The following is a 4,558-nucleotide window of genomic DNA, read 5'->3' on the forward strand; positions in this document are numbered from 1 at the left end:
CCACATGACGTTCATGTGCCCCATGTGGTCGCAGTGCCATGGGTACACCGTTCCGCGGTACATCACGTCCATGCCGGTGGTCATAGGCGGCGCCTCCTTCTCCTCCAACGGGGTCTCTCCCCGCCTGGCATGTTAGTCAGCGTTAACGTACGTGACTGCTGTGATCCATGTCACGCCGCACGGTCAATCGCGCTCCGCCACAGCGGTGGCGTGGACACGAGAACGCGGCGTGGCCCCCGGTCTCCCGCTGCGCCGCCCGCGAGGCTGGCCGACGTGAACGGTGGGCTCGTGGTGCGATTGCCGGTGGAGCTGGTACGGCCGAAGGCGGTCGAGGCCGTCCCCGACGGCCCGGGGTGGCACCACTCCATCAAGCTCGACGGCTGGCGCGTCGCCCTCGCGGTCACCGAGCAGGGCGTACGCATCCACTCGCGCAGCAAGCGTGAGCTGACCCCTCAGTTTCCCGAACTCATCGCCGCCGCCGAACAATTGGACGTGGGAACGGTCATCGACGGCGAGGTGGTGGTCTGGAGCGAGCAGCACCAGCGGTTCGACTTCGAGGCCCTGCAGAAGCGCGGCCTCGCAAGGCGTCCCCGACCCGGCGCGCCCGCTGCCATCCTGGTCGCCTTCGACCTGCCCGCCGCCCCCTACGACGATCTACACGCCGCTCCCCTGCGGACGCGATGGACCCGGTTGCGGGACGTCGTGGAACAGGCCGGCCCCGAGATCCAGCTGGTCCTGTCGACCGACGACGCGGCCCAAGCCCGTACGTGGATGCGGGAGATGAGGCCGCAGGGAGTGGAGGGGATCGTCTCCAAACGCTGGGACGCCCCCTACCGGCCGGGCGACCGGCGGGCGGCCTGGCGGAAGGTGCGCAGCGCGGACACCCTCGACGCCGAACTTGTCGGGATCACCGGCCCGGAACACCGCCCCTGGGCGGCCGTCGTCGACCTCCCCGACGGCCGCCGTGCGGTCACCTCGCCGCGGCTGGGCTCGGTGGCCGCTTCTCAGCTGGGCGGTGCGGTGGCCGGACACCTGGGCGAAGTCGTGGCGGACGCCGAACTGGACGCGCACTGGCGGCCGTTGCTGGAGCCCCTGACCGTAGAGGTCCGGGTGCGGACCGGCCGCGTCCCGCTGGTGCGGTACGTACGCCTGCGCCGTCCGGATCTCTGACGGCGGCCCCGGCGCGGCCCGTCCCAGGTCCGCCCGCTAGTGCAGGTCCGCGACAAGGAGCCGGTATCCGACGTCGAGGGTTTCGCGGCCGGTCAGGTCGCTGTGGCGCTCGTACCAGCGGCCGGAGGACAGGTCATCGGACAGCCGGGCCAAGCCCCCACGGAGGCCCTCCTCTCCGACCTGGGCCAGGTGAGACATGCCGGCCCGCACCACCGGATCGAGGTATGCCTCGGGGCGGCGCCAGTACGCGGCGCCGAATCCATCGGTGCAGTCATGCGGGACCGGGACTGTCTCGATGCGGACGGTGCCGCCCAGCAGTGCGGCCAGCCGGTCGACTGCGACGGCCCGTGCTTCGTCGAACGCGGCCGCCTCGGGCAGGTACTCATCCAGCAGCCAGAACCCGCGTGCGACGTTGAAGTCCCAGGTCAAGATGACGATGCGCTGCCGCGCGATCCGACGCAGCTCCTTGATGCCGGCCTCGAGGTCGGTCCAGTGGTGCACGGTCAAGGCCGCCATCACGGCGTCGGCTGAGTCGTCTGCGACAGGGATCGACTCCGCGGTCGCTTGGATCGCCGGCGCGGATCCGGCAGGACGCTGGGCGATCATCAGCGAGCTGGGTTCCACCGCGAGCAGGGTCTGCGGCGGTTCGTAGGAACCGGCGCCGGCTCCTACGTTGATCACCTCGGCGGCATCACCGAGAGCCCCGTGGATCTGGGCGGCGATCCGGGGGTCGGGCCGTCGCGTACTGCTGTAGGTCGTGCCAATCGTGTCGTAGGTCGCCACAGCAGAAGTATGCCGCGAACCCGGACGACGGGCGTGACAGACGCCGAACTCGCCACGCGCCGACGGCCGTTGCCATCACCACGACCGTGAAGTAGGTCCGGCCCCGGGGACATGAAGTCCCGGTCCCCGGCCTTCGATAAGGTGCGGAACCATGGGGAAGGGGAGCGGGCAGCGGCCCGGCTGGGCGCAGGCGCCGCATGGTCACGGAGGCACGCCGTACGGGACCCCGGGAGCGGGAGCGTCGTACGTGCCACCGCAGCAGGTGCTCCCTCCTGACGGCGAGTACGGGCCCGACCCGCACGGCCGGAAAGGGCCGCAGCAGGGTAGACGCGCCCGCAAGGTGACCGGCGTCATCGCCGCATCGTCGATATTCGTGGCGGCGCTCGTGCAAATAGCCATCGTCGTATTCGTCGACGACAGCTCCGGCCCTCCCGACAGGACGTACACGGTCTCCCTCCCCCCGTTGCTGGAGGACGGGAAGCTCACTCTCACCAGGGACTTCAGCGATGAACCCGGGCTCGCCCTGCGCGGCGAGTCCGAGGAGTCGACCGGGCGGGGACTCGTACCGGTGGCCGGGCACTATGAAGGCACCTCGAAGGCTGCGGGGGCGGAAAACGACAAGGCCAGCGACCAGCTCACGGTCCGCGGCTACAACGGCTCCACCGTCAGGCCCGAGTCGACCGTGCACGACCTTCTCGGCACCCTGGAAGGTGATGAAGCCTCAGGCGGCGAGCGGCGGCGAATCACACCGTCGGGCACCGACGAGCCGCTCACCTGCGAGATCATGCTCAAGGACAAGGGTGAGGATGTCGTCGAAGCCCCCGTCTGCGCCTGGAGGAACAATGGCTCCTTCGTCGCCGTCGTCGACCGGGGCCCGTCGGTGAGGGGCTCGTACGGATCCGATCTCGACGCCTTCGCCGAGCGCGTCGACGCGCTCCGTACCGAACTGCGTGCCAAGGCCGCCGGGTCGGGCTCGTAGTCGGTGACCGCCATGGCATGGCAGGCGCCGACCGATGTCGAACGGGCGCTGTACGAGGCTAAATCGCGCGGCGACTGGTCTTCCTATCTCGACGTACTCGGCAACACATGGCTCTACTACGCCGTCGACCGCTACTCCTTCGATGCGGTCGGTCAACGCAGGTACGACACCTACTGGAACGCTCAGACGGGCAGTCGTTGCCGCGCCGTGTTCACCGCCGGGATGCTGCCTGCCCCAGTGGCTGATCCGGTGTATGTCAGAAGGGATCTGGAGACCTTCGCCTCCGATTGGCCGGGCGAAACGACCTGGCTGGCGGTCAATCCGGGCAGCCCGTGCGAGGCGTACTTCCCGGGGTCCATGGCCCACCGCACCGTATGGCGTCAGCACGGCGAACGGGCGTGGCGAAGCCAGCTGCGCCGGCTCCGCACCCTGTCGGTGGGTGGTCCGCTGCACGGCCCGGTGGCGCACGGGCTCGCGTGCGGGGCACTGTTGTGCGTCAGGAACGGCTCACTCTGGAACGCGCTCGCCTGGCACGGTCGCGGCTACGACGCGGAGAGGGAACGCCTCAAGGAGCACTGGGGCGTCACCGAGCGCTCCAAGTGGCAGGAATACCAAGAGCAGTTGATCCAGGGCGAAATGAGCAGCAGTGGTGCCTGGGAGTTCGTGCTCCGCATCCGCCGGAATCTGGCGCGCGCTTCCGAGGGGGGCGCGGCGAGCATCTCGCGGTGGCGCGAGGTGACGGCACGCGTTGCACGCCAGGGAGGCCGCGAGGCAGGCCATGAGGAGAGCACGGACACCGGATGGGACGAGGATCCGGACGACGATATCGGCTTCGACGCCGAAGTCGAACGCCTGCAGGACCTCATCGGCCGCATCATGCGCTACGAGTCCCGCTTCCGCGCCGACGGCCTGCTCGCCGAGGACGATGTCGTCCAGTCGGTTCTCGCCTGGGACTACGGCCGCGCCTCGAAGATGGCCCGCTGGGGTCTGGGGGCCCGGTTCTGCGAGCTATGGGAAACGGAACAGGCCGTCGTTCGCGCCGGGAGGGAGAGTCAGAGCGTGTACGACTCGTGGCAGGGCTTCTCCGCCGGTTACATCCTCGGCCGCTGCCTGCACTTCGACGAAGAGAAGTTCGGCGACTGGTACGCGGACATGCTCGCCGCCCACCGCATCCTGACCACCGACCGGGCCAGCCCCTGGCTCAACATCCCCTTCAAGTGAGGTGAATCCGCCCGGATAGGATTACCCGCCATGGGGATGGGGAAAGGGATGCCGCACGGGACAAGACCGGGGCCGGGCGGCGGAACGGGTGGGCACAGTCCGTCCTGGCAGGCGCCGACCGATGTTGAACGGGCCTTGTACGAAGCGAAGTTGCGCGACGACTGGCCCGCCTACTTCGATGTACTCGGCAACACATGGCTCTACTACGCCACTGCCCGCTATCCGCTCGACGCGGTCGGCGAAAGTACCCGCACCCCCTACTGGAACGCGCAGACGGGCACTTTCTGCGTCCCGCTGCTCACCACCGGCATGTTGCCGGCACCCAGCGCCGACCCGGTGTACGTCAGCGAGCACCTGAAGACCCACGCCGCCTCCTGGCCGGACGACTCTTGGTGGATGGCGGTC

The 4,558-nt window shown here is 69.2% G+C and carries 4 protein-coding genes and 1 pseudogene; 4 read left to right on the forward strand and 1 reads right to left on the reverse strand.

Annotated features, from left to right (window positions below; genetic code table 11):
* Positions 1-288 precede the first annotated feature (288 nt).
* A complete protein-coding gene (locus ACRDP3_RS09740) occupies positions 289-1,170 on the forward strand; it encodes a DNA ligase (protein WP_431516470.1) in 882 nt (293 codons plus the stop codon).
* 36 nt (positions 1,171-1,206) lie between these two features.
* On the opposite strand, the gene ACRDP3_RS09745 is transcribed toward ACRDP3_RS09740, so the two are convergent.
* Positions 1,207-1,953 carry a class I SAM-dependent methyltransferase gene (locus ACRDP3_RS09745; RefSeq protein WP_431516471.1) on the reverse strand — a complete coding sequence of 249 codons (747 nt, stop codon included), beginning with the start codon at positions 1,951-1,953 and terminating at the stop codon, positions 1,207-1,209.
* 151 nt (positions 1,954-2,104) lie between these two features.
* On the opposite strand from ACRDP3_RS09745, the gene ACRDP3_RS09750 reads away from it, so the two are divergent.
* The 3 genes and pseudogenes from ACRDP3_RS09750 to ACRDP3_RS09760 form a co-directional block, all read left to right on the forward strand.
* Positions 2,105-2,932 (forward strand): hypothetical protein, encoded by an 828-nt coding sequence (locus ACRDP3_RS09750; protein WP_431516472.1) that lies wholly within the window; start codon positions 2,105-2,107, stop codon positions 2,930-2,932.
* A 12-nt stretch (positions 2,933-2,944) separates the two neighbouring features.
* Complete coding sequence (locus ACRDP3_RS09755; RefSeq protein ID WP_431516473.1) at positions 2,945-4,153, forward strand: DUF1266 domain-containing protein; 1,209 nt, start codon at positions 2,945-2,947, stop codon at positions 4,151-4,153.
* 150 nt (positions 4,154-4,303) lie between these two features.
* Positions 4,304-4,558, forward strand: a pseudogene (locus ACRDP3_RS09760) (DUF1266 domain-containing protein); the annotation flags it as partial.

This window comes from Streptomyces sp. (genome assembly GCF_050698815.1).
Taxonomy (GTDB): Bacteria; Actinomycetota; Actinomycetes; order Streptomycetales; family Streptomycetaceae; genus Streptomyces.

Excerpts from the sequence above, each read along its gene's own strand:
- ACRDP3_RS09750 (WP_431516472.1), top strand. The coding sequence starts at position 2,105 with ATGGGGAAGGGGAGCGGGCAGCGGCCCGGCTGGGCGCAGGCGCCGCAT.
- ACRDP3_RS09755 (WP_431516473.1), top strand. The coding sequence starts at position 2,945 with ATGGCATGGCAGGCGCCGACCGATGTCGAACGGGCGCTGTACGAGGCT.